Consider the following 21,581-nt stretch of genomic DNA (forward strand, 5'->3'; position numbering starts at 1 on the left):
ATTAGTTTTCCTCCATTGTTTGTTGGATGTTGGTGATGGCTAATGATTTAGCAGCTGATAATTCTTCGGACAAGGTAACTGGATAAATAGCTGGGTTTATGAGTTGTTTAAAGCGATTCGGCAATGCCGCAAGCGATTGTTTCGCATAGACTTGTATTTGTTGAATCGCTGGTATGTCATAATGTTTTTTACCATTAACAAAAATATCATGTAGAATCGGGCGACCAGTATTATTTTCGTCAGCAAACGTTAGTATATCAGCATCTTGTTGACGCCAAATTTGCTTTTTTCCAGGAATTGAAATTTTTTCAATATCATTGGATAGTTTAATTGTGTTTTTACCATCAATGCTAACCATTTTGTAAACCGCGCCAAGAGCTGGTTGATCAAAAGCGGTAATTAGTTTTGTACCCACACCCCAAACGTCAATTTTGGCACCGCGTTGCTTTAAGTCAGTGATGGTATATTCGTCAAGATCATTCGAAGCATAAATCTTAGCTTGCGGAAAGCCAGCTGCATCGAGCATATCACGAACACGATTTGATAGCAGTACCATGTCACCAGAGTCAATACGAATACCTTGAAAATTAATTTTATCGCCCAGCTCTTTGGCGACTTTAATAGCGGCAGGAACACCAGACTTTAATGTATCAAAGGTATCAACTAGGAAGACGACATCGTTGTGCGTTTGTGCATAGGCTTTAAATGCTGCATAGTCATTCTGATAGGCTTGTACTAAAGCATGTGCATGTGTCCCAGATACGGGAATATTAAATAGTTTACCCGCGCGTACATTTGATGTTGCGCCAAAGCCACCGATATAAGCTGCACGTGTACCCCAGAGAGCAGCATCAAGTTCTTGAGCTCGTCGTGTACCAAATTCCATGAGTGGATCACCTTGAGCAGCGATGACAACACGCGCAGCCTTGGTTGCAATCAAAGTTTGAAAGTTAACCATATTAAGCAAAGCTGTTTCGAGTAATTGTGCATCAACGAGTGGCCCTTCAATTTGTAACAGGGGCTCATGGGCAAACATGATTTCACCTTCATGTGGCGCGCGCAATGTTGCTGTTAGTCGCCAATTTTGAAGATAATTTAAAAATTCGTCACTATATAAGTTTAAACTTTTTAAATATGCCAAATCTGTTTGACTGAACTTTAGTTTTTCCAGAAAACTAATGACATGTGTCAAACCAGCAAATACAACGAAACCGTTACCAAAAGGTTCTTGTCGAAAATAGGCCTCAAAAACAACTGGTTTTTGATCAATTCCTGTCTGCCAGTACGTGTAAATCATATTGATTTGGTATAAATCTGTGTGTAGTGTGAGTGAATCGTCTGGATAAATCATGCTGATGTCCTTTGAGATTATTAAATTCATTATAGCAAAAATAGAATATAAAAGCCGTGCTATAATTAATTTATGAAAGAAATTTTGACAAACAATACAAGTGAAACACAAACTTTTGCCCAGCAGGTGGCTAGTTTTGCCAAACCAGGCTTGGTAATCGCTTTGGCGGGTGACCTAGGTGCCGGGAAAACAACATTTACTCAGGGATTTGCTCGTGCATTAGGTGTGAATGCACGTGTCAAAAGCCCAACATTTAACATAATGAATACATATGTAGCAAATGATTTTCCAATTTATCATTTTGATGCCTACCGTTTAGAAGAAACTGGTGCACAAGATCAAGGTTTTGAAGACTATGTTGGTACTGATGGTGTGACATTGATTGAATGGCCACAGTACATGAAAGATTTACTACCAAAAGATCGTTTGGAGCTTAATTTTACAAGAGGGGCACAAGATGATGTGCGTTTTATTCAAGTTCATGGTATTGGATCGGCAGAAAGTATTGAGGAAAAGCTATGCCTTTTGATATGACACAACCGATAACGTTTAGCTTCGAGGAAGCTGGCATGCAACGTGTTGTAGCATGGCAAGCACTAATTGAGTTGTTGATGCAAGAAACGGATACTTTTATGATTGGGAGTGTCCGTCAAGGACAAGATGAACCTGAAATGTCCCATCAGCCAGCGATTACATTACTTCTCATTGCAGAACAAGATGAAATGTCTCAACCAGTTGGTATATCATCCATTGCTGATGGTGAATTAGGTATTGCAATTTTGCAACAATTTCAAGGGGCAGGTTTAGGGCAAGCGTCTATGGATACCCTAATTGATTGGGCGCAGCAGATGTCACTAGAAAGTTTATGGCTTGATGTACAAACTGACAATCAGGTTGCGATTCATCTGTACCAAAAATATGACTTTAAAAATGTCGGTGAGGTGACGGCCATCGAGTTACCAAATGGTAGGAAAACAGAATTACAACGCATGTTAAAAGTACTATAAATAACTGTAAATCAGTTAGTATAGAAACAGGATCAATGAGGCTTTAAGTTGCCAAAGGAGTGGATAAAATGAATTTTGTTGCCATGGATTTTGAAACGGCAAATCATGAAAAGCATTCGGCAGTTTCAGTTGCTATTGCAGTTGTTCGTGATAGTCAAGTTGTTGATAAATTTTATAGTTTGATTAAACCAGAGACTTATTTTAGCTCACGTAATGTTGCAATCAATGGCATACACGAACAAGACGTTGCTAATGCACCTAAATTTCCAGAAGTATGGGACAAAATTTCGCCGCTATTTACCGAGGACAAGTTGATTGTCGCACATAATGCTACATTTGATAATAGTGTGCTAAAGGGAACATTGGCTTATTATGGCATAGAAGAACCTCATTACATGTTATTAGATACAGTACGTAGTAGCCGGCGCTTGTTTCCAAATTTTGAAAACCACAAGCTCAATACAGTGACTAGCAATTTAGGTATTGTTTTAGCTCATCACCATAATGCATTAGACGATGCGGTGGCAGCAGCTAATATTTTAATTTACGAGGCACATCATTTCGGAGAAGATCAGTTGAAAACTTTTGTGAAAAATAAATAAACTGTCATTATGACAGTTTATTTTTTGGTAAATGATGATCAATTAAAAATCCATTTCGAGTAGAATGGGGGCGTGATCTTGGCGTGCACCAGTATCTATTACACCAGTATTTGCTATTTGATTAGCGATACGATTACTGACGAGGTAATAATCAATTCGCCAACCTGAATTATTGATTTTACTTGTTTTACTAATTTGTGCCCACCAAGTATAAATGCTTGGTATTTCTGGATTTTGAAAACGCAAAGTATCCGTAAATCCAGCTTTGAGTAATTGACTGAATTTTTCACGTTCTTGATCTGTAAATCCAGCTGAGTGACGGTTTGTTTTTGGATTTTTCAAATCAATCTCTTCGTGAGCTACATTCATATCGCCACTGAAAATAACGGGCTTTTGATCATCTAAAGATTGTATGTAGGCACGATAAGCATTATCCCACATACCACGATCGTCGAGTCTTACGAGTGACGAGCCAGAGTTTGGGGTGTAAACTGTTGAAACAAAGTAATTTTCAAACTCTAGGGTAATAATACGGCCTTCTTGGTCCATATCACCTGGGGCACCTATGCTGGGATAATCTACACTAATGGGTTTTAGACGCGATAATATCATCGTACCAGAATAACCAGACCTTGCCGTGCTTGAACGCCAGTAGAGTTCGTAGTCAGGAAATAGATTAGCAATTGCCTCAGCTTGTTTTTTAGTCATGCCAGTATTTTTTAATTTAGTTTCTTGGATAGCAAAAACGTCTGGTTGACGTGAGGCAATATGTGTTAATGTTTCCCATGTCATTTCACCGCGCGCAGATTTGTGTTCCACAGCAGCGTTAATTGAGTCGATATTCCATGATATAAATTGCATATATTCTTCCTTTTATTGTCGATAAGAATAGTTTATCATATTTGAGAAATAGAACGTATGGAGAAATCATCGCACTGACATGCTTGCAGTTCAGCTTAATTTGCGTATTTTTTCATAAAATATGGTAGTTTAGCGCTGATTTGTGTCGGTAGCGTCACAAATGATTGTTGCGCTAATTCATCAGCAATTGCGGAATGAATGTAAACAGCAGCTAAAACATTATCGTCTAGCGATGTATTGGAAAATTGTGCAACAAAACCAGCAATAATACCTGCTAAGGTGTCACCCATCCCACCAGTAGCTTGGTACGGGCCCCCAATTGTGAGTTCAAAGCTACCATTATCCGTATAAATTTGCGTGTGAAATTGTTTTAACACCACGATTGGTTTAACGTTAAAATGAGCTCGTGCCGAAGAATTTAAAGCTTCAAAAGTTTGTTGACTGATTGGCACGTCACTAACACGTTGCCATTCCATCTGATGTGGGGTAATAATTAATCGAGATGTCGGCCAAACCAGATGATTTGCTGCGACTAATGTTAAAGCAGAACCATCAACAATCATTATTTGTTTGGCACTGACAGCTGCAAAAGTCGTTTTTACTAAATCTAAACGGTCTCCAAGACCAGAACCAATAAGAATAACGTCGTGTGATTGAATATACGGGATCAGGTAGTCGTTAAAATTAACTACCATTGCTTCAGGTAAGTGGCTATGTAGCGCTGTAAAATTGGATGGATCAGTTGCAACTGTTACTAAACCAGCGCCAGAATGGACGCTAGCTAAAGCATTCATGATGGCGGCACCACCAAATTGTTTGGTACCACCAATAATTAATACGCGACCATAGGTACCTTTGTACGATTGTTCGGGACGTTTTTTAATAACCTGATAAAGAATATTTTCTGTTAACTTTTTCATATTTGTTATACTCCTTGTTTATCAAGCTGGGATAGAATTAATTGAACATTACACAAATAATATTGCGTGGTAAATGACAATATTCTCTCATATAGTTACATTTTATAGCACAAAATATCGTTTTACAAATGAATCTAAAAGGATGATAAATTTATACGACAGCAGATTAAGCATTCAGAGATTAAAATGGGGCATTCACAAAAACAATTAGAATATGATATAATATATGTGTAACATCAAATAAAATTCAAGGAGAACATGTTTATGTCAGTTGATGAAAAGTTTGATAATGCTAAGGACAAGGTTGCTGGTAAGGCAAAAGAAGTAGAAGGCAAAGTTACCGGTGATAAGGCTCGTGAAGCAGAAGGTAAAGCACAAGGATTTTTTGGTAAAGCAAAAGACAAGATTTCAGATGCTGCTGATACTGTGAAAGACAAGGCAGAAGATGCTGTTGAAGCTGTCAAAGACGGCGTTGATAATCTCAAGAAGTAAATTAATTTCAGATTTTAAATGATGAGTTGTCACCTTTACGAAGGTGGCTTTTTTTGACAATAAATGATGCTTGTGATGATCAGCTCTGAATACTTGCTATAATTGAAACAAACAGTATAATGAGAGTTATATTAATAAATGGAAGGGTTTTCTAAAAATATGACGATCGATTGGAAGAAAGAAACAGCTTCGCGTCAAGCTGCTTATATTGAAGACTTAAAGTCACTGTTGGCTGTTGAATCAATTCGTGATGATGCCAAGGCAACACCCGACGCCCCTTTGGGTCCAGGACCTAAAGCTGCTTTGGACAAATTCTTAGCTATTGCTGAACGTGATGGGTTCACAACAAAAAATATTGATAATATTGTAGGATACATTGAAATTGGTCCCAAAGATGCTGACGAATATGTTGCGATTTTGTCTCATGTTGATGTAATGCCAGCTGGTGAAGGTTGGGAAACAGAGCCGTTTACACCGGTAGTAACAAATGACAAAATCATTGCCCGCGGTGCTTCAGATGATAAAGGACCAGGCATGTCGGCTTATTATGCCTTTAAAATTTTGTCTGATTTAAAGGTGCCTTTAAAACGTCGTGTACGTTTAATCATCGGTACTGATGAGGAAAATGACTGGAAATGCATGACCCGCTATTTTGAAGTCGAAGAAGCGCCAGTATTTGGATTTTCACCAGATGCCGAATATCCAATTATTAATGGTGAAAAGGGAAATGTACAAGTTGAAATTAATGATGACGCGACAAACGGTGGCACAGTTGATTTGCTGAGTTTTGAAGCGGGATCAAGGACGAATATGGTTCCTGGTAGAGCACGTGCTACTGTCAGGTCAAGTCAAGTTTCAAAGCTCACAAGTGCTTTTGCGACTTTCTTAGATGAGAATGAACAAATTTCTGGCACAAGTGATGTTGATGAGGATCAGATTAACTTCCTTGTTAATGGCAAACAGGTTCATGGCGCTATGCCTGAGACTGGCGAAAATGCTGGGACATATTTGGCTAATTTCTTACAAAATGTTGATTTTGGTGGTACGGCAAAATCATTCTTAACTTATCTTGGTACACCAGCTCATCAAGATACAATCGGTCAAAAATTTGGTGTTAATTATACTGATGATGTGATGGGACCGTTATCAATGAACGTAGGCATTCAAAAGTTTGTTGCCGGTGAAAAGACATTTATCAACTTTAATTTCCGCTATCCAAAGGGTATAACACCAGAAACAATTGTTGCTGGGTTATCAGCGCATTTGGATGGATGGCAAGTGGTACCAACCATTGGTGGTCATTCACAAGAACCACATTATGTGGCACCAACTGATCCAATTGTTGAAACATTGTTGCGTGTTTATCATGAACAAACAGGTCTGCCAGCACACGATCAAGTTATTGGTGGTGGCACTTATGGTCGCTTGATGAAACGTGGGGTTGCGTTTGGTGCGTTGTTCCCAGATTCACCTGATACCATGCATCAAGTGAACGAATTTGCTTTGTTGAATGATTTGTACCGTTCAACAGCAATTTATGCACAAGCAATCGCTGAGATTACAAATTTAGATTAATATTTAAAGAAGTCAGAACGAAAGTTCGGCTTTTTTTGCAAATAAGACAAATTTCAATACGGATAACGAACTGAAAGAGAGGCTCTACAAATGAAAAAATATACTGATGACGAATTAAAGCAGCGCTTAACATCAGAAGAATATGAAGTGACCCAACACGCTGCCACGGAACGACCATTTACAGGTAAGTATGATCAATGGTGGGATGATGGTATTTTTGTGGATATTGTCAGTGGAGAACCGCTATTTAGTTCTATTGATAAATATGATTCTGGCTGTGGCTGGCCTTCTTTTACCAAGGGTATTGATGATGACAATATTAATCGGCACGTTGATCAGTCCCTAGGTATGACAAGGACAGAAGTCACATCAAGCGAAGCAGGCTCTCATTTGGGTCATTTGTTTACTGACGGTCCTGTGGATAAAGGTGGGTTACGTTACTGTATTAATTCAGCGAGTCTTCGTTTTGTGCCGAAAAAAGATCTTGAAAAAGAAGGATATAGCCAATATCTAGAATTATTTGCCTAGTATGTGCTATGGTGCAAATGATTATTTGATTTAAAGTCTGTTTTTGAAAGTATTTTATTGATATTATTGCTATAATTATATGAAATACAATATGGAGCGATGAAAATGAAAAAGAATGTGCGCATTAACCAATTTTGGCGGTATTTTAATCCTATAAATATTGTCAAAGAGTTATTATTTGGTTGGACATTACCGGAGATGATTCTCTTTTTGGTCTTAATTACTTTACAAAGTACAGTTTGGGGATTAGGTGTAGCACACAATCATAATTATGATTGGTTTGGTTTAGCAACTGGATTAATGAATATTATTACGGTTGTATTAGTGGCAAAGGGTCGCATTACTAACTATTTTTGGGGATTAGTCTATTCGGCAATGTATATGCCTTTAGCTTTTCAATCTCAATTATTTGGTGAGGTTGCCTTAAGTGCTTTCTGGGTCGTCATGCAGTTCGTTGGTGTCGCGGCTTGGCTAGGATATATGAAGCGAGACAAAGACGTGGCAAAAGATAACCAAGATGTGGTGACAACGAAATATATGTCACGTAAACAGTGGTTGTTTGTCGTACCAGTATTTATTGTAATTCTGGCAATTGTTGGCTTAATTTTAGAACAAGCTGGTTCACGACAACCTTATATGGACGGCTTGACAACAACAATTTCAATGGGTGCTCAAATTCTGCAGACCGCTAAATTTGCAGAATCCTGGTATGCTTGGTTACTGTTTGACCTTGTGGAACTTGTTTTGTGGGGGCGTGCTTGGACAGGACATGCTGATCCGAGTGCATTTGCAATGTTGGGGATGAATTTAGCCCTGACAGTTAACGCAATATATGGTATTATTCAGTGGCGAAAACTAACAAAGAAAGCGTGAGGTATAGTACTGCGTGATGGCGCAGTACTATGTGTAGCTATTAACATGAGAACATTTGCAGGGAATTTATACAAAGATGACTTAGTTGGTGACAAAATTGGTGTGTTTTTTGGTACGTTAGCACCAATGCATGTTGGGCATCAAGCAGAAATTTATAAAGCGGCAGCGTTAAATGATGGTGTCGTTGTGATTGCTTCTGGGTATACTGGTGACCGAGGGTACCAAATTGGATTACCTGTTGAAAAGCGTTTTAGATACTTGCGTGAAGCATTTAGTGACGAAACTGCTATTAAAGTGGATTATATTAATGAAGATGCTATCCCGCAGATGCCTGATGGTTGGGATGAGTGGACACATATTTTGGTGACAACTGTTCAGCGAAATATTGTGAATCCAGATGCTAAGATTACTTTTTATACTGGGGAAGAAAATTATAAGCACGAATTGGAGAAAAGGCTGCCACAAACTGGTCAGTTTACTGTCAGTTTAATGGATAGAACCGTTTTAAAAATTTCTGCAACGGCAATCCGAAAAAGCCCCATAGCAAACTGGGATTATATTAATCGTGTGTTTCGTCGTCACTTTACTAAAAAAGTAACTGTCATGGGTTCGGCATCAACAGGTAAATCAACTTTGGTACGACGTTTGGCAAGAACGAGCAACTCACCATTTTCTGAAGAATATGCTCGTGAATATCAAGAACGATCTAATGTCAGTGATGATGAATTGGTGGTTAAGGACTATATTCGGCTAATCCAAGGACAATATGATGCGAACTCTCAAGAAATTAATTCACCAGCTAATAATGGATTAACTATTTTTGATACTGATGCAATGGTTACAAAAGTTTATGCAGATACGTGGCTAAACGAAGCAGATAACGCACAATTACAACCATTATTTGATAATACAATTGATGAAGAATTAATTGATTTAATTTTAGTTATTCCACCAGTCACACCATACGTCGATGATGGTTTTCGAAATATGGGTACTGCTGATCAGGATTCACGTTGGGAGTTTCATAACAAATTGTTACGAGTTATTGCGCAATATGGCTTTATGGACAAAGTTGTTTTACTTGATGCTAAAGGTGATAGTGAAGATCCGTATGGTTATTATGCCAGGTATTTGCAAGCACTTGATGCCATTCAGGAGAAGACAGGATTTAATATTAAGCATTTGTAAGCTTAATATTAAATCAAATATATGGTGATATACATACTTCAGATGTGTGTGTCAGATCAATAAGGTTCAAACTAAGTAAAATATTTAAAAGGTTAAAATTATGAAGTTGGTAGAAGCACATCCTATCAATAAAAAAGGCGGTTATACGCCTTTTTTTTATATGGCAGATATTTCTATAATAAAAGTTTAAACGAATGACAGTTATGGTAAAATATGCATGTTATATAAAATCACGTCAGACGTGAGATGGAGAAATGGAGATTTTCTTGTTTTGATAAATAAAAAATTACGAGTGAAAGAACTGCTCGTTTCAACAGTAATCATCGGTGGCGTTTTAGGTAGTCTGTCTACTGTTAACGCTGATGAAAATAAAGTAGGTTCATCAAAAACACAAACTTCGAGTGTGATGTCATCGTCAAGTTCGAGTCATACTTCACAGGTATCAAGCACCAAGACATCAAGTTCGAGTGATGATTCACAGGTATCGCGCACAAAATCGTTAAGTTCAATTGTAGAACAGCAACATTCAGTTTCGAGAGATACTACGAAACAAAGCACACATTCTAGCGCAACAGTATCCACACGATCTGTTCAAATACCGCAGTCTAAATTTAAAACCGGTTCTGTAGTGACCTTGACCGCTGCAGCGAAAACATCAAATGGCGTACGATTAAGCAGTTATGCTAACCAATCAGGTGTAGTGACTAAAACGACAGCTCAAAAACATGGCAATTCAAATTATGTGTACAATATTAAATTAGATAACGGTGTTGTTGTGTCTAACGTATTAGAACAAGGTGTCAGTGCTTTTATTAAAACAAATGTGTTTGGTATCAATAATCGCGTTGAGATTAAGAAAAATGCTAAGTATAATGGTGACGCTAAAAATATTACGGCATATCAAGGTATTGGTGGCAAAGTAACCAAAATAACACGATTTCATCAGTCATCGTCAAGTTTCTATTATCAAGTCACTTTAGACAATGGTGTTGTGATAGACAAAGTTTTAGAACAAGATTTACAACGTTATACCAATAAACCAGTACATAAGGATGGTTGGTCAAAGGAAGATGGCGCAACCAAATATTATGTTAATGGTAAACATGTCGTTGGTGAAAAAAAGATTGGCGGTCACTGGTATAATTTTACCAGTAATGGTGCGCAGTCAAAAGGCCTGACGAAACTTGCACATAAGACGGTATTTTATGACGTCAAGTCTGGTCAAATGAAATACGGTTACGTTTGGATTAACGGATCATTAATGTTTTTCGATAAAGCAGATGGTCATGCTTTAACGGGTATGAGGCATTATAACGGCGGTGTTGAAGTATATGGTCCTGATTTCAAGCAAATACGAAATAACTACGCAACTGTGGGTGGTTCAAAATATTATCTAACTGGGAATGGTGATGCGTTTAAAGGGTCACGAAAAACCAATGGTCACTTAGAATTTTACGGTACCAATCATGTTCAAGTGCGCAACAATTACGCTTGGATAAATCAATCATTAATGTATTTTGATGGTAACGGTTATGCTATGACTGGTGTTCGCCATTATGGTTCAAATATGGAATATTATGATGTTAACCATAAGCAAGTTCGAAATAATTATATCCGTACTGGTAATACATATTATTATATGAAGGCTAATGGTGATGCTTTCAAGGGACTACGTCAGTATAGTAAAATAGGTTTGGAATATTATGGATCTGATTTCAAACAGGTTCGAAATAATTACGCGACTGCCAACGCGTCAAGATACTATTTCAGTCATAACGGCGATGCAATTAAAGGCACACGTACAGTCAAAGGTAAGCTTGAATATTACAATACTGGCTATAAGCAAGTGCGTAATAACTACGCTTGGATAAATGGGTCACTAATGTTCTTTGACCACAATGGTTATGCCATGACGGGTGTTCGCCATTATGGTTCAAATATGGAATATTATGATGTTAACCATAAGCAAATTCGAGACAGTTATGTCCGTACTGGTAACACATATTATTATATGAAAGCCAATGGCGATGCTTTTAAAGGTCTGCGTCACTATAGTCAGACAGGTATTGAATATTATGGTTCTGACTTTAAACAAGTACGTAATCAATCAGTGACTATTGGTGATAAAATTTATCATTTCAACAAAGATGGTGATTCAGATTCAATTAAATCTAAAAATCTTGGCACTGCTAAATACGCAAAAGGCGCTAACGCATATATTGTTAGTAATGCTGATCAATCAGTTAATGGTCATCATGACTTGAAAAAATATGTTGGGCAAAATGTCAAAATAATTGATGCCGCATCCGAACAACATTCACACTCAAATTGGAAGTACACGATTAAACTTAATAATGGTGTGGTAATTAAAAATGTACTCGAACAAGATTTACAGAGTAACAAGGTTAACTTAAAAGTTGACACGAACAAATTAATCAACTGGTTCGAAAGTCGTAAAGGCAAACTAACTTATTCAATGTATGGTTCTCGTAATGGGGCAGACGGAACAGCTGATTGTTCTGGTTCGGTTGTACAAGCTATTCGTGACGCTGGTGGAACACCATATACATGGTTGTATAATACTGAGGCGATCCATGATTACTTGAAAGAGAACGTTTATCAACTCATTGATAACAATGATCGCAATGGTTGGATGTCAAAACGTGGAGATATTGTTATCTGGGGTCAACAAGGTCATAGTAATGGCGGAGCGGGTCATATTGGTATCATAACGAATAACTTGGGAAACCCAATGTTCATCTCAACATGCTACATAACTCAAGGGCAAAAAGGAACAGCTGTGCAGGAAGTCTTGTATAATCAATACGCTGCTAAAAATAACTATCCCTATTATTACGTTTACCGCTTAGCGCAATAATAAAGTATCCTTGCTGAGCTGGAAAAATCTGACTTAAGCAAGGTAAGAATATTTTTCTAGGTGTCTAAATTCGAATTAATCTATGAGTCTGATATTTGAACGTTTTATGCTCATATATTAATTACTTGTAACAAATAAGATAAAAATGTTGTGATTTAGTGGTTTTTAAGATAAAATTAAAAGGTATTTAAAACATTTGGAGGACTTACAATGTCTAACTGGACACCAGCTGCGGATCAAAAGAACCAAGGCACATTAGAATTTGAAATTTCACGCGCACAAGTTGAAGCAGGTTTAGAAAAAGCTTTTCAACAGAATAAGAACGAGGTTTCTATCCCTGGATTCCGTAAGGGTAAAGTAACCAAGGCATTATTTTTCTCAAAATTTGGAGAAGAAGCATTATACCAACAAACAATGGATATCGTTTTGCCAGCAGCATATGAAGCCGCTGTAGAAGAAGCTGGTGTAACACCGGTTGGACGTCCTAATATCGAACCTGTGTCAATGAACAAAGGTGAAGATTGGACAATGAAGGCTGAAATTACAACAGCACCTGAAATCAAGCTTGGTGAATATTTGAATCTTGAAGTACCAGCTGAAGATACAGAAGTTTCAGATAGCGATGTTGATGCAGAAATTAAGCGTTTGCAAGACGGTCAAGCTGAATTAGTTTTGCAAGAAGCTGAAGTTAAAGCTCAAAATGGCGATACAGTTGTTATTGATTTTGACGGTTCAGTTGATGGCGACCATTTTGATGGCGGTCAATCTAATGACTTCTCATTAGAATTAGGTTCAGGACAATTCATTCCCGGCTTTGAAGAACAATTGGTTGGTCATTCAGCAGGTGAAGATGTTGATGTTAAGGTAACATTCCCTGCAGACTATCAAGCGGCTGATTTAGCAGGTAAAGAAGCTTTGTTTGAAGTTAAAATTCATGAATTGAAGCGTAAGGAATTGCCTGAATTAGATGATGAATTTGCGAAGGATGTTGATGAAGAAGTTGAAACATTAGCAGAATTGAAGGAAAAGACATCTAAGAAGTTGGCAGACGACAAAGCTTCAGCTGCTAAAGAAGCTTTTGAAGATGCTGTTATCGCTAAGGCAGTTGAAAATGCATCTGTTGACGGTGACAATATTCCTGAAACTATGATTGATGAAGATGTTCATCGTCAAATGGATCAATACTTGGCACAATTGCAACAACAAGGTATTTCACGTGAGATGTTCTTCCAAATTTCAGGTCAAACTGAAGATGATTTGCACAAGCAATTCGAAGAAGGTGCAGCAACACGTGTTAAGACAAACTTGGTAATTGAAGCAATCGTTAATGCTGAAGGTATTGAACCAACTGAAGCACAAGTAACTGAAGAAATTAAAAATTTGGCTACACAATACAACATGGATGAAGCTCAAGTACGTGCGACATTATCTGAGTCATTGTTGAAGCATGATATTGCGATGCGTGAAGCAGTTAATAAAGTTACTGATTCAGCAAAAGCAGTTTAATAATTGAAGTAAATAGAATAAGCCATTAGGCTTTTTTTATTTACCTTTAAAAGCAAAATAGTACTGTAGTGAATAATTGATTGGTATTTAAAGTTAGGAGTAGGTAGCGAGCTAATTATCTGTTAAAATAAGAGGGTATGTAATTTCAACAGTCTTTGATAGACTAAAAAATTAGAAGGAAGCAAAAAATGGCACAAAAACCAGGTTTAGAAGAAGAAATATATTGCAGCTTTTGTGGCAAGTCTGCTAGTGAAGTAAAAAAGATTGTGGCTGGTCCAAATGGCGTTTATATTTGTAATGAATGTGTGACATTGGCCCAAAATATTATTGACGAAGAATTGACGGCTGATCAAGCAGCTACAGTATTATCTTTACCTACACCTCATCAAATTGTTGACGAGTTAAACGATTATGTTATTGGTCAAGAAGATGCCAAAAAAACATTGGCTGTAGCAGTTTATAATCACTATAAGCGAATTAATGAAAATTTTGCACCAACAACAGATGTCGAATTACAAAAATCAAACATTGCTTTAATTGGACCCACTGGATCCGGTAAAACTTATTTGGCTCAGAGTTTAGCGCGTATTTTGAACGTGCCGTTTGCAATTGCTGATGCAACTACCTTGACGGAAGCCGGATATGTTGGTGAAGATGTAGAAAACATTATTTTAAAGTTATTGCAGGCTGCTGATTTTAATGTTGAATCAGCGGAACGTGGTATTATTTATGTTGATGAAATTGATAAAATTGCCAAAAAATCTGAAAATGTGTCAATCACTCGTGACGTTTCAGGTGAAGGTGTCCAACAAGCGTTATTGAAAATGTTGGAAGGCACAACTGCTAGTGTACCACCACAAGGTGGACGTAAGCATCCACAACAAGAATTAATTGCAGTTGATACAACGAATATTTTGTTCATTGTTGGTGGTGCCTTTGCCGGTATTGATACGATTATCAAAGAACGCTTGGGCGAACGTGTAATTGGCTTCGGTTCTGATGCAAATGAAAATGCTGTTGCTTTGAATTCTGAAAATATTTTAGAGCACGTGCAACCAGAAGATATGACCAAGTTTGGCTTAATTCCAGAATTTATTGGTCGATTGCCTATTGTCACGGTACTTGATGAGTTAACGGTAGAAGATTTAACACGTATACTTACTGAACCTAAAAACGCTTTGATTAAGCAATATACAGCGTTATTAGGGCTTGATGATGTCGAATTATCATTTCAACCAGATGCATTAGAAGCAATGGCTGAACTGGCAATTAAGCGTCACACTGGTGCGCGTGGACTGCGCTCAATTATCGAAAATGTGATGAAGAACGTCATGTTTGATATTCCAAGTCGTGACGATGTAGCTAAAGTTATCATTACCAAGGCTAGTGTGACTGATCAGGCGCAACCAGAATTACATTTGAAAAAGGCGGCTCAATAATGGATGTACACAATGTTGATATGGTGATGAGTGCAGTTTCGGCAGCACAATACCCAACGGATGGCAAGCCAGAGATTGCCCTAGTAGGTCGGTCTAATGTTGGCAAGTCTTCATTGACTAACACACTAATTCAACGTAAAAATTTTGCTCGTACCTCATCACAACCCGGCAAAACACAAACATTGAATTTTTACAATGTAGAAGATCAATTGTATTTTGTTGATGTTCCAGGTTATGGCTATGCCAAAGTTTCTAAGAAACAGCGAGAAGAATTTGGTCGTATGATTGAGGAGTATATTACTTCACGTAAGCAGTTACGTGGCGTTGTGAGCTTAGTTGATGCGCGTCACGATCCAAGTGAAGATGATGTATCAATGTATGAATGGTTACATTATTATAATATTCCAATTTTGATTGTGGCAACAAAGTCAGATAAAATATCAAAAAGTAAATTTAATAAATATGAAGCTAATATCAAGCGCATATTAGGTTTTGATGATGAAGATAGTGATTTTCAATTCTTTTCATCTGAAACAAAATATGGTAAAGATCAAGTATGGGAATGGATTGAGGCGCATATGTAAACAAAAAATCGGTCGATTGATCGATTTTTTTGTGGATTTAATTAATAGTGGCATCTGTTGAGGTAAGATAAATTCAAGGGCTAGACAGGTTTGGTATAATAATAATATGAAGGAACTTTACTATGCACAAATCATCGTTGACGTACCAACGATGCAAACAAACAAACCGTACACTTATCTTGTGCCTGAAAGTATGACTAATACTTTACAACCAGGTATGCGTGTTGATGTGCCTTTTGGTCATCGTCACGTTATGGGGTTTGTTGTGGGATTACGAGCAACAACAGACATACCAATAAGCCAGTTACGTCTCGTTACAAAAGTACTTGATTTGACCCCTGTATTAAACACAGAATTACTTAATTTATCTGATTATTTAGCGCAGGAGACGTTTGCTTTTCGTATTTCAATTTTACAAACTATGTTACCAAATGCCTTGAAAGCCAATTACGAACGTGTATTATCAATTATAGATGAAGTTGATGATGATGTAGCCAATCGTTTATTTAAAGGTCTTGAGCAAATGACTTACAATGCGTCAGATTTTGGTGAGCAGGATATCGCCCTATTATCTAAATTACGGCAGGAACATAAAATTGATGTTGCTGTGACTGTGGCTAATCGTGCCAAAATTAAAACGCAACGTGCGTATCAATTTGGTGAAGATATTGAATTTTTGGAAAATGAATTGCAAAACTTGCGGCAGTCAGCCAAACAGCAACACAAGTTACTGACTTTCATTCTGGGGCATTTTGGTGAAACTTGGGTCAAAAAAGAACTGCAAGAAGTACTTGATGTCAGTGATGCCGTGATACGCCAAGCTGTCGAAAAAAAGTGGTGCTACATAACTCAAGTCGAGTTGTTGCGGGATCCCTTTGCGACTACCGATATTTCACCTACTGAGCCATTACCTTTAAATGATGAGCAGAGAAATGCTTATGAGCAGATCACTGGCACGTTTGATAGTGGTCGGTTTCAATCCTTTTTACTTGAAGGCATCACGGGTTCTGGAAAAACCGAAGTCTATTTACAAGCTGCTCAGCATGTTTTCAAACAAGGGCGAACAGTTTTATTTTTGGTACCTGAAATTGCTTTAACACCGCAAATGGTGCGACGTGTAAAATCTCGTTTTGGTGCGCAAACAGCAGTATTACATTCTGGCTTATCAGATGGCGAAAGATATGATGAGTGGCGACGGATAGAACGCGGTGACGTTAAAATTGTCGTTGGTGCACGATCGGCTGTTTTTGCACCATTGGATAATATTGGCTTAATTATCGTCGATGAAGAACATGAAGTAGCTTATAAGCAGACAGACAATCCTCGGTATAATGCGCGTGATGTTGCGCTTTGGCGTGGTGAATACTATCAAATCCCAGTTATTTTAGGATCTGCAACGCCGTCTCTGGAAAGCCGTGCGCGTGCGCAACGTGGTATTTATACATTACTAAGATTAACCCAACGTGCAGGAAAAGCACAATTACCTGCTGTTGAGATTATTGATATGAAAGAAACTTTAGTTAACGGTCCAGAAACAATTTTTTCTGATCAACTAAAAGAGAAACTTTTAGATCGGCTTCATAAGGGCGAGCAATCTGTACTCATGTTAAATCGACGTGGGTTTTCAAGTTTTGTCATGTGTCGTGATTGTGGGTTTGTGCCTAGAGATCCAAATTGTAATTTAGCCATGACACTACACATGGATTCACATACTTTGAAATGTCACTATTGTGGTCATGAAGAACCAATACCGACAATATGTGCGAATTGTGGGTCCAAAAGGATTCGTTATTATGGGACGGGTACTGAAAAAGTGGAACAAGAATTAGCAGAGTGGTTACCTGGGGCACGTGTTTTACGCATGGATCAAGATACTACTCGTAAAAAGGGCAGTATGGATAAATTGTTGCAAAAATTTGGTGATCATCAAGCAGATATTTTGTTAGGTACACAGATGATTGCCAAAGGATTAGATTTTCCTGATGTTACCTTGGTTGGCGTTTTGAATGCAGATACAGCACTCGGTCTACCTGATTTTCATGCTAGTGAACGAACTTTTCAGCTCATTACCCAGGTTAGTGGTCGTGCTGGTCGGGCACAAAAAGCTGGTGAAGTCCTTGTGCAAACTTTTAATCCAGAGCATTATGCAATTGCCTATGCCAAGCATCACGATTATGAAGGGTTCTATCGCCAAGAAATGGCAGTGCGTCATGCAGGTAATTATGCACCATACTATTACACAGTTCAAATTCAAGCGAGCCACGCTGATGAAAATGAAGCAGCCAAACAGATGTTACAAATTGCTCGTTGGTTAAAAAAGCAAGCCGGCAGTGACATCATTATTCTAGGACCTTCTCCTAAACCAATTGCAAAAATGCGAAATCGTTATTATTTTCAAATTATTTTAAAGTTCAAACAACGTGATGCAATGGATGAACACTTACAAGAATTACAAGATCGGTCACAAAAAGCTAAAGATGGCTTCAAGTTAAGTATTGATCGTGAACCAGTCTCCTTTATGTGACAAATCCATGACAATATTCTATGTTATAATAAATAGAGTTAAATGCTCGGTTGAACGAGTATTTTTTAGTGATATCATATTTTATTAATGTTGGACAACATAATGATGTGTTAGTTGCTAAGTAGAAAGAGGAAAGACCATGACATTTTCAATTGTATTAATGGGCACCCCACAATTTGCCGTGCCAATCTTGGAAGGGTTAATGGCTGATGACAGGTACGATCTTAAGGCTGTGGTGACACAGCCGGATCGACCACAAGGTCGCAAACATCTGCTGACACCAAGTCCAGTGAAAGTAGCGGCTTTGGCGCATGGTTTAAAAGTCTTACAGCCTGAAAAAATTAGTGGATCTGATGAAATGCAGCAAGTGATCGATATGGCACCTGATTTTATTGTGACTGCTGCTTTTGGCCAGTTTTTACCAACAAAATTATTAAATGCAGCTAAAATAGCTGCCGTAAACACACACGCCTCATTGTTACCAAAATATCGTGGTGGTGCACCTGTACATTACGCAATTATGAATGGTGATCAAGAAACAGGTGTTTCTTTGATGTATATGGTTAAAAAGATGGATGCTGGGGATGTGATTGCTGTTGTTAAAGTACCAATTACATCAATAGATAATGTTGGCACAATGTTTGAAAAGCTAAGTCTTATTGGTCGGGATTTGGTATTGACACAGCTACCTAAAATTGCATCAGGTGATATTTCACCTGTTCAACAGGATGAAGACAAAGTAACATTTTCTCCAAATATTCCGCATCAATTACAAAATTTGAACTTTAATGCAGAAACAGCCCAGCAACTAGATTGGCATGTGCGCGGTCTGTATCCAACACATCCAGCATATGTTCGTGTTGGCGGACAACGTATTAAACTCATTCAAGTGACGCCACTTGATGAAGTAACAATGCTTGAACCTGGTCGTGTGGTTGAAAAATCTAAAAAAAATCTAAAAATTGCAGCAGCTAATCAGACAGTACTTCGTATTGATAGGCTACAGCCAGCTGGTAAATCTGAGATGGCGATTAATGCTTATCTGAATGGTATTGGTGGACAGTTGCAAAATGGTGATATATGGGCAGAGGAGCCAATTAATGAGTGATAAACGTGTTTATAGTGATAATCCACGTGTACTTGCAGTACAAACGTTAGCTAAGATTAAAAATGGCGCTTATTCCAACTTACAACTTAATCAAGTGATTAATCAACATAAATTAAATGAGGCCGATAAACGATTGCTGACTACATTAGTTTATGGTGTTATCCAACATCGATTGACTTTTGAATATTGGTTAGAACCATTTATTGGTGGAAAGAAGATTAATCCATGGGTTCGTGAATTACTTTATACAGCGCTTTTTCAGATGGAATATCTGGATAAAGTACCACAGCACGCGGTTTTTAACGAATCAATTGAAGCTGCAAAAATTTTAGGGCACGTGGGAACAGGTAAATTTGTTACAGCAATTCTACATAACATTCAACGTCAAGGATTACGTGATATAGCGCAGATAGAGGATCCAATTAACCGTTTATCTATAGAAGCAAGTTTACCTACGTGGCTTATTCAAGAATTAATTAAACAAAATGGTGAGATAGCTACACGTGAGATGATTGAATCTATTAACGACGCACCGAGCCAATCAATAAGAGTTAATACGTTATTAGCGACTGATGAAGATGTGGTGACGAGTTTAGAAACAGAAGGATTCACAGCTATTAAGTCAGTTGTAGCAGCGCATGCTTATGTCGTATCTGGTGGGCATGTCGCCAGTTCAAAGGCTTACCATGATGGTTTATTAACTATTCAAGATGAAAGTGCTATGCTTCCTGTAGAAAGTATGCAACTGACGGCAGATGTTAAACAAGTTTTAGATGCCGCTGCAGCACCAGGGGGAAAAGCAACTCAAATAGCACAATATATTGCGGATGATGCCAAAATTACAGCACTTGATGTTCACGCGCATAAAATAAAATTAATTGAAAACAATGCTAAAAGGCTACATGTTGATGGTAAAATTGATGCACGTATTTTGGATGCACGACAAGTGCATGAAAAAATAGAGACAAAATTTGATCGTATTTTGGTAGATGCACCATGTTCTGGTTTTGGTTTATTACGTCGCAAGCCTGAGATTAGGTATGATAAAACATTAGAAGATGTACAAAATTTATCACGTTTACAATTAGAGATACTAGACTCAGTTAGCAAAAGCTTAGCCGATAATGGTATGATAGTTTACAGTACATGTACAATTCTACGTCAAGAAAATGACGATGTTGTGACAAAGTTTGTAAACACACATCCAGAATTTGAACTTGTGCCAACACAGACAGTTTACAATTTAAAAGCAGATCGATCAGAAGACGTGTTGCATGTGTATCCAAATGATTACCATACGGACGGTTTTTTCGTGGCTACACTCCGAAAAAAATAAATATTTTCTGTTAGATCGTGTTTATTATTAAAAAATAAATGTAATGGTTAAAAATAATTATATGCAAGTAGCTTTTTATACTGATCCAGGCGCGCGACGTAGCGAAAATCAAGACTACGTTGGGGCTTTTACTAACCAAGTAGGACGTGTTATGGTCATGGTAGCAGATGGTGTGACATCAACTGAAGGTGGTGATGTTGCTAGTGCCATGGCTGTAGAGCATTTTGGTAATGCTTGGACAAAAACAACAATTGAAACAATTGCACCAATCAATGATTGGTTAAGAAAAATGACGTCGTTGGAAAATGACGCCATTTTACAAGCTGGAAAACGGTTTGACGACCTAAAAAAGATGGCAACAACATTTGTTTTGGCTGTTTTATTTGATGATCAAGTCGTTATTGGTAACTTAGGTGACTCCAAGGCTTTTTTATTACATGATGACCAGTTAGCGCAGCTATCTTTTGATCACAATCTCGAAAATGAGATGTGGCGCACGGGTAAGGTTTTTGATCAAAAATATCAAAATAGCGAAAATGCTAAAAGTCTAACACGCTTTTTAGGTTTCGATCGTCGCGCTGATATTGAGATTAGTCAGCATGACTTTGTAGCAGATGATATGCTATTTTTGACTTCGGATGGTATTCCTAAAGTCGTTGAGGCAACCAAAGTGAAAAAAGTTATGCGTGAACCGACATCGTTAGATGACCGTGCTTGTAAGCTTATCCAAGTCGCTAATGCCAATGGCGCACCTGATAACGTGACAGCATTATTAGTAAGTCGCGATAATAAAAAGGAAACAAAGTAAA

Annotated in this window: 19 protein-coding genes; 16 read left to right on the plus strand and 3 right to left on the minus strand. The window is 37.8% G+C overall.

Translation table 11 applies throughout. From position 1 onward, the window contains the following. Position 1: 1 nt before the first annotated feature. A complete protein-coding gene (gene pncB, locus FGL89_RS07310; RefSeq protein WP_014974624.1) occupies positions 2–1,351 on the minus strand; it encodes a nicotinate phosphoribosyltransferase in 1,350 nt (449 codons plus the stop codon). Between the two features lie 72 nt (positions 1,352–1,423). Between pncB and tsaE the strand changes: the two genes are divergently transcribed. The 3 genes from tsaE (at position 1,424) to FGL89_RS07325 (ending at position 2,960) form a co-directional block, all read left to right on the plus strand. After that, entirely contained in the window at positions 1,424–1,885 is a 462-nt protein-coding gene (gene tsaE / locus FGL89_RS07315) for a tRNA (adenosine(37)-N6)-threonylcarbamoyltransferase complex ATPase subunit type 1 TsaE (RefSeq protein WP_014974623.1), read from the plus strand. Then, positions 1,870–2,358, plus strand: a complete 489-nt coding sequence (locus FGL89_RS07320) for a GNAT family N-acetyltransferase (protein WP_014974622.1) — start codon at positions 1,870–1,872, stop codon at positions 2,356–2,358. Before tsaE ends, FGL89_RS07320 begins: the two co-directional genes overlap by 16 nt. A 68-nt stretch (positions 2,359–2,426) precedes the next feature. Beyond that, a complete protein-coding gene (locus FGL89_RS07325; RefSeq protein ID WP_147000478.1) occupies positions 2,427–2,960 on the plus strand; it encodes a 3'-5' exonuclease in 534 nt (177 codons plus the stop codon). A 42-nt stretch (positions 2,961–3,002) separates the two neighbouring features. Here FGL89_RS07325 and FGL89_RS07330 read toward each other — a convergent pair whose 3' ends face one another. Further along, complete coding sequence (locus FGL89_RS07330) at positions 3,003–3,821, minus strand: exodeoxyribonuclease III (RefSeq protein ID WP_014974620.1); 819 nt, start codon at positions 3,819–3,821, stop codon at positions 3,003–3,005. Positions 3,822–3,916: 95 nt separating this feature from the next. After that, positions 3,917–4,741, minus strand: a complete 825-nt coding sequence (locus FGL89_RS07335; protein ID WP_014974619.1) for an NAD(P)H-hydrate dehydratase — start codon at positions 4,739–4,741, stop codon at positions 3,917–3,919. Between the two features lie 264 nt (positions 4,742–5,005). Here FGL89_RS07335 and FGL89_RS07340 point away from each other — a divergent pair, with 264 nt between their 5' ends. The 13 genes from FGL89_RS07340 to FGL89_RS07400 all read left to right on the plus strand — a co-directional run bounded on the left by FGL89_RS07340 (position 5,006) and on the right by FGL89_RS07400 (position 21,580). Beyond that, complete coding sequence (locus FGL89_RS07340) at positions 5,006–5,233, plus strand: CsbD family protein (RefSeq protein ID WP_014974618.1); 228 nt, start codon at positions 5,006–5,008, stop codon at positions 5,231–5,233. A 159-nt stretch (positions 5,234–5,392) separates the two neighbouring features. After that, complete coding sequence (gene pepV, locus FGL89_RS07345; RefSeq protein WP_014974617.1) at positions 5,393–6,808, plus strand: dipeptidase PepV; 1,416 nt, start codon at positions 5,393–5,395, stop codon at positions 6,806–6,808. Positions 6,809–6,898: 90 nt separating this feature from the next. Next, positions 6,899–7,336 (plus strand): peptide-methionine (R)-S-oxide reductase MsrB, encoded by a 438-nt coding sequence (msrB, locus tag FGL89_RS07350; protein ID WP_014974616.1) that lies wholly within the window; start codon positions 6,899–6,901, stop codon positions 7,334–7,336. A 105-nt stretch (positions 7,337–7,441) separates the two neighbouring features. Next, the gene (gene pnuC, locus FGL89_RS07355; protein ID WP_014974615.1) at positions 7,442–8,209 is read left to right on the plus strand and encodes a nicotinamide riboside transporter PnuC; all 768 of its coding nucleotides are present in this window, start codon (positions 7,442–7,444) and stop codon (positions 8,207–8,209) included. Positions 8,210–8,254: 45 nt separating this feature from the next. Beyond that, a complete protein-coding gene (locus tag FGL89_RS07360) occupies positions 8,255–9,397 on the plus strand; it encodes a nicotinamide-nucleotide adenylyltransferase (protein WP_014974614.1) in 1,143 nt (380 codons plus the stop codon). 271 nt (positions 9,398–9,668) lie between these two features. Further along, positions 9,669–12,275: a peptidoglycan amidohydrolase family protein gene (locus FGL89_RS07365; RefSeq protein ID WP_014974613.1), complete on the plus strand. Its 2,607-nt coding sequence runs from the start codon at positions 9,669–9,671 to the stop codon at positions 12,273–12,275. Between the two features lie 210 nt (positions 12,276–12,485). Further along, complete coding sequence (gene tig, locus FGL89_RS07370) at positions 12,486–13,781, plus strand: trigger factor (RefSeq protein ID WP_014974612.1); 1,296 nt, start codon at positions 12,486–12,488, stop codon at positions 13,779–13,781. Positions 13,782–13,969: 188 nt separating this feature from the next. Further along, positions 13,970–15,220 (plus strand): ATP-dependent Clp protease ATP-binding subunit ClpX, encoded by a 1,251-nt coding sequence (gene clpX / locus FGL89_RS07375; protein WP_014974611.1) that lies wholly within the window; start codon positions 13,970–13,972, stop codon positions 15,218–15,220. Beyond that, positions 15,220–15,804 (plus strand): ribosome biogenesis GTP-binding protein YihA/YsxC, encoded by a 585-nt coding sequence (gene yihA, locus FGL89_RS07380; RefSeq protein ID WP_014974610.1) that lies wholly within the window; start codon positions 15,220–15,222, stop codon positions 15,802–15,804. The genes clpX and yihA overlap by 1 nt, the downstream gene beginning before the upstream one ends. Positions 15,805–15,910: 106 nt before the next feature. Continuing rightward, positions 15,911–18,328: a primosomal protein N' gene (gene priA / locus FGL89_RS07385; RefSeq protein ID WP_014974609.1), complete on the plus strand. Its 2,418-nt coding sequence runs from the start codon at positions 15,911–15,913 to the stop codon at positions 18,326–18,328. A gap of 139 nt (positions 18,329–18,467) precedes the next feature. Continuing rightward, the gene (gene fmt / locus FGL89_RS07390; protein WP_014974608.1) at positions 18,468–19,436 is read left to right on the plus strand and encodes a methionyl-tRNA formyltransferase; all 969 of its coding nucleotides are present in this window, start codon (positions 18,468–18,470) and stop codon (positions 19,434–19,436) included. After that, complete coding sequence (rsmB, locus tag FGL89_RS07395; protein ID WP_014974607.1) at positions 19,429–20,772, plus strand: 16S rRNA (cytosine(967)-C(5))-methyltransferase RsmB; 1,344 nt, start codon at positions 19,429–19,431, stop codon at positions 20,770–20,772. Before fmt ends, rsmB begins: the two co-directional genes overlap by 8 nt. 61 nt (positions 20,773–20,833) lie before the next feature. Continuing rightward, a complete protein-coding gene (locus FGL89_RS07400; protein WP_041773160.1) occupies positions 20,834–21,580 on the plus strand; it encodes a protein phosphatase 2C domain-containing protein in 747 nt (248 codons plus the stop codon). Position 21,581: the final 1 nt, after the last annotated feature.

Source organism: Leuconostoc carnosum, from assembly GCF_007954525.1.
In the GTDB taxonomy this organism is placed as follows: Bacteria; Bacillota; Bacilli; order Lactobacillales; family Lactobacillaceae; genus Leuconostoc; species Leuconostoc carnosum.

Coding starts and splice junctions, on each gene's coding strand:
- priA (WP_014974609.1), top strand. CDS start 15,911: ATGAAGGAACTTTACTATGCACAAATCATCGTTGACGTACCAACGATG.
- FGL89_RS07320 (WP_014974622.1), top strand. CDS start 1,870: ATGCCTTTTGATATGACACAACCGATAACGTTTAGCTTCGAGGAAGCT.
- FGL89_RS07360 (WP_014974614.1), top strand. CDS start 8,255: ATGAGAACATTTGCAGGGAATTTATACAAAGATGACTTAGTTGGTGAC.
- FGL89_RS07335 (WP_014974619.1), bottom strand. CDS start 4,741: ATGAAAAAGTTAACAGAAAATATTCTTTATCAGGTTATTAAAAAACGT.
- FGL89_RS07340 (WP_014974618.1), top strand. CDS start 5,006: ATGTCAGTTGATGAAAAGTTTGATAATGCTAAGGACAAGGTTGCTGGT.
- fmt (WP_014974608.1), top strand. CDS start 18,468: ATGACATTTTCAATTGTATTAATGGGCACCCCACAATTTGCCGTGCCA.
- tsaE (WP_014974623.1), top strand. CDS start 1,424: ATGAAAGAAATTTTGACAAACAATACAAGTGAAACACAAACTTTTGCC.
- FGL89_RS07400 (WP_041773160.1), top strand. CDS start 20,834: ATGCAAGTAGCTTTTTATACTGATCCAGGCGCGCGACGTAGCGAAAAT.
- pnuC (WP_014974615.1), top strand. CDS start 7,442: ATGAAAAAGAATGTGCGCATTAACCAATTTTGGCGGTATTTTAATCCT.
- pncB (WP_014974624.1), bottom strand. CDS start 1,351: ATGATTTATCCAGACGATTCACTCACACTACACACAGATTTATACCAA.
- tig (WP_014974612.1), top strand. CDS start 12,486: ATGTCTAACTGGACACCAGCTGCGGATCAAAAGAACCAAGGCACATTA.
- pepV (WP_014974617.1), top strand. CDS start 5,393: ATGACGATCGATTGGAAGAAAGAAACAGCTTCGCGTCAAGCTGCTTAT.
- clpX (WP_014974611.1), top strand. CDS start 13,970: ATGGCACAAAAACCAGGTTTAGAAGAAGAAATATATTGCAGCTTTTGT.
- FGL89_RS07325 (WP_147000478.1), top strand. CDS start 2,427: ATGAATTTTGTTGCCATGGATTTTGAAACGGCAAATCATGAAAAGCAT.
- FGL89_RS07330 (WP_014974620.1), bottom strand. CDS start 3,821: ATGCAATTTATATCATGGAATATCGACTCAATTAACGCTGCTGTGGAA.
- rsmB (WP_014974607.1), top strand. CDS start 19,429: ATGAGTGATAAACGTGTTTATAGTGATAATCCACGTGTACTTGCAGTA.
- msrB (WP_014974616.1), top strand. CDS start 6,899: ATGAAAAAATATACTGATGACGAATTAAAGCAGCGCTTAACATCAGAA.
- yihA (WP_014974610.1), top strand. CDS start 15,220: ATGGATGTACACAATGTTGATATGGTGATGAGTGCAGTTTCGGCAGCA.